The 3,150-nt window shown below is 41.4% G+C and carries 4 protein-coding genes; 1 reads left to right on the top strand and 3 read right to left on the bottom strand.

Translation table 11 applies throughout. The features are described 5' to 3' along the window. Window positions 1–77 precede the first annotated feature (77 nt). A complete protein-coding gene (locus tag ACOJS8_RS13700) occupies window positions 78–1,193 on the bottom strand; it encodes a hypothetical protein (protein ID WP_420149108.1) in 1,116 nt (371 codons plus the stop codon). 6 nt (window positions 1,194–1,199) lie between these two features. Then, window positions 1,200–1,364, bottom strand: coding sequence for a hypothetical protein (locus tag ACOJS8_RS13695; protein WP_420149107.1), 165 nt, complete (start codon window positions 1,362–1,364; stop codon window positions 1,200–1,202). Between the two features lie 554 nt (window positions 1,365–1,918). On the opposite strand from ACOJS8_RS13695, the gene ACOJS8_RS13690 reads away from it, so the two are divergent. Then, window positions 1,919–2,557 carry a LytTR family DNA-binding domain-containing protein gene (locus ACOJS8_RS13690; RefSeq protein ID WP_420149106.1) on the top strand — a complete coding sequence of 213 codons (639 nt, stop codon included), beginning with the start codon at window positions 1,919–1,921 and terminating at the stop codon, window positions 2,555–2,557. 6 nt (window positions 2,558–2,563) lie between these two features. On the opposite strand, the gene ACOJS8_RS13685 is transcribed toward ACOJS8_RS13690, so the two are convergent. Continuing rightward, window positions 2,564–3,150, bottom strand: a 587-nt coding sequence (locus ACOJS8_RS13685; protein ID WP_420149105.1) for a LuxR C-terminal-related transcriptional regulator, incomplete at its 5' end; no start/stop codon positions are given.

Here is a 3,150-nt window from a genome sequence, read left to right as displayed (position 1 = left end):
CCATACGCATCAAAAAGTAAATGGCCAAACTTTATATAAAGTTTGGCCATTTACTTTTTGATGCGTATGGTAAAATTTTAATAAAGCACCTCTAACTGAATTAGTTCGCGATATAACTCTTTTCCAACTATATTCTCTACTGAATCAATCGTATTTATATTTAGTAACAGGTCGCGTAAGTCCTCTGTAATTTCGTACGTTTGATACAGCCTTCGATCAAATAATACAGGTGTCTGCTCAAGGTCACACAGCGTATATCTCTCCTTATTGAAGCTAGGACGCTCAAATGGGTACTTTATAAAAGTCTTTGTCAACCTTTCGGGCTCCAGAAAAGAATGGATATAGTTCCAGCCTTCCCACTGCCCTGGGTACTTGGTTAAGTAAGGCCAGAAAGCATCGTATAGCTGTTGCATTGCTTCCTGACAATACATTTCCCGATCACTTTTAGAGATTGGTTTAATTGTTTTCAGGCAATGTAACACATTTGTCATGTCGGGTTCCCGATAGCTGACTACAGGTACGATAGGTACCCCAGCCGCATGTGATAAATACCCTACGCCTTTACGGGTCAACAGGCGTCGCTGTCCAAAACGTACTGATAGGAACTTATCTTCTTCTCCAGGCTCTGGACCTGTTTCGGGGCTACCATCTACATAAACCACCAGCGAGCGCCCCGCTTTGAGTTCGCGCAGCATGGTTAATACTGCCGATGGACTGCCCACATCGATTATCTTGAATACGTTATTCAGATTATATTGGCGACGTATTCTGGCAAAAAGCTCCGTAAGTTCATCGCCCTGCTCCCGGTTCATAGCACTCCCCAGCAATTGAACACAATCTATCCCCTGGCGGAACAAAACTGTGGTCAATAAACGGTATGAACCAAGATGATAGGTGCAATAAATCCTTGGTCCGTCAGTTTTCGTAAATAATGCATCTGAGCCACGCAACTTGACCAGTTCACCCGCTGTTAGAAAATTTTGATCGAAAGAGCTGAAGATACGTTGCAACAATAACTCACGAAACAGCGTTTCATGTTCGTTACGAGGAACTGACGGCATAACATTCTCCATGTTAGCGGAGAATGTTGTTAATTTCATCAAATAGCCGCGCTCCTTACGTAGATCGACTTTATTGAACGTTTCTCGACAACGGTCTAGTTCTTGCTGGTAAAGTTGACGTGCAGTTGCCATATACACTTAGAGTGAAAAAGCTGTCTTGGGAGCCAAGCCGTGAAAATCGGGCAAAAAGGGGCAGCAAACCCGCTCATCTAGCTTTAGTAAGTTTGACGATTCATTTTTAGCAGTCGAAGAGAGAATGTTTTTGGTCGTCTGCATGGCTTTGATGGTGAATTTCTTTTTCATAGTGACTTACGATTTTTGATTGTCCTGGCTCTTTATGTTTATTAATCGGCGGTTTCTATCGCGCCTTTTTCTAATACAAAGTTATTTACTGCCAGAAGGGGCATCAATCACGAAAAAGTCACATTACGTTGTTAGTTTTAGTTAAATATTACTACTATCTTAGTCCATATTTTTGCTAAGGCAGCATGAAGGAAATATACCTGACCAGATCTTTTCTGAAGAAGCCCCTCTATAGTGTTAGCATCTATATTGGGTTGCTTTTGCTAGTCGAAGGGTTGTCATGGACGATTTCATATAATGGAAAAATGGCAATTCTCAACCGGTATGGCGGTTCATTGCCTTATATAAGCATGTTACTCCGTAGTTTCATTTTACCTGAAATGTGTACGGCTTATATACTAGTAGTCCTTATCAATAAATATCACACGTCATTGCGAATGAACTCCGTTTGGCTAACAGCTAAAGGAATTCTTACTTATGAGTCAAGTTTATTACCCGTCGTTTTACTGTCTTTTATAGGATTCAATCCGCTAACACAGACCTTTCGCTTCTTAATGGAGCATTTTCCTACCTACACGTTTCCGACGTATTGGAAGCACTATCTGATCGGTACATTCTCCTGGGAAATGTATTTTCGTTATTTAATGCCGGTTTTTATACTGGGTTATTTAGTTGTTAACATTTCATTGGTTTCCGATTATTTACGACAACGCCAGGAAGCCCAGGATATAGCGGAGGCCGAAGCAGCTCAAACTATGCAGAAAGCACTTGCGCTTTCTGCTACATTCACACCGAAGCCTACAATTCCATCGCCCTATCTGGCCTACTTAAAAGGGAAAAATTCTTCAGGTGAATTAGATTTCCCAGTTAATGATGTTTATTATTTTACCATAGAAGACCGTTTTTACTATGCGGAATCCGTCAGAGGGCGGTACTTAGTTGGCAAAACACTAAATGATCTGGAAACTGAGCTAGACCCGAGTCAATTCTTTCGGATCAAGCGTGATTATATTGTTAACCGGCAAGCAGTATTGAATTATGCTTACTGGGAGAACGGAAAGTACATTGTTCGTCTGAATACACCTGACCAATACAATATTGTTGTTCCCCGCGCCCGAATGCATGAATTCCGGGAATGGTTACAGGGACGTTACGATGACGTTCCGGAACAGATAAATACTACCCTATTGTAATTGTATCTACAGGTAATTTTTCACGCCAATACTATATCGAGGCAGCTTCCTACAACTGTCTAGGCCTAATTTTTTAGCTATGTGCGCCTTATGATTTACGGCGGTCCGATAGCTAATATTCAGCAAATCAGCAATGTCGGTAGATGTGTGTCCATTAGCAACCATACGTAGCACTTCACGCTCCCGGTCAGTTAACCGACTCAATTCATTACGCGTCGTATCCGAAATCACCTCTACGCCAAAATCTTTAAGTAACTTCATAAATCCATCACTGTAGTAGCATCCACCGTTACTTACCGTTTGAAAACATCGATATAATTCTTCTAGCCCATCCGTTGCATACAAAAAGCCGAAAAAACCTGTTTGCATAGCGCTGGCTACCATTCGTAAATCGGGATTACGGGTATATAAAATAAACTTTGTTTGGTGGTTCGATTGCTGCATTTGCTGAACAATATCAAAACTTCGCTGGCCTGAAATCTCAGATTCAAGAATTACACACTGTGGTCGCTTTACTCTTATTTGCTGAAGGGTATCTTCCATCTCCACAGCACGCCCAACAACATTATAACCTTTTTCCTGTAAAAGCTGAC

The sequence above is a fragment of the Spirosoma sp. genome, from assembly GCF_048594605.1.
Taxonomy (GTDB): Bacteria; Bacteroidota; Bacteroidia; order Cytophagales; family Spirosomataceae; genus Spirosoma.
This window is presented reverse-complemented; position numbering and strand designations above follow the sequence as displayed.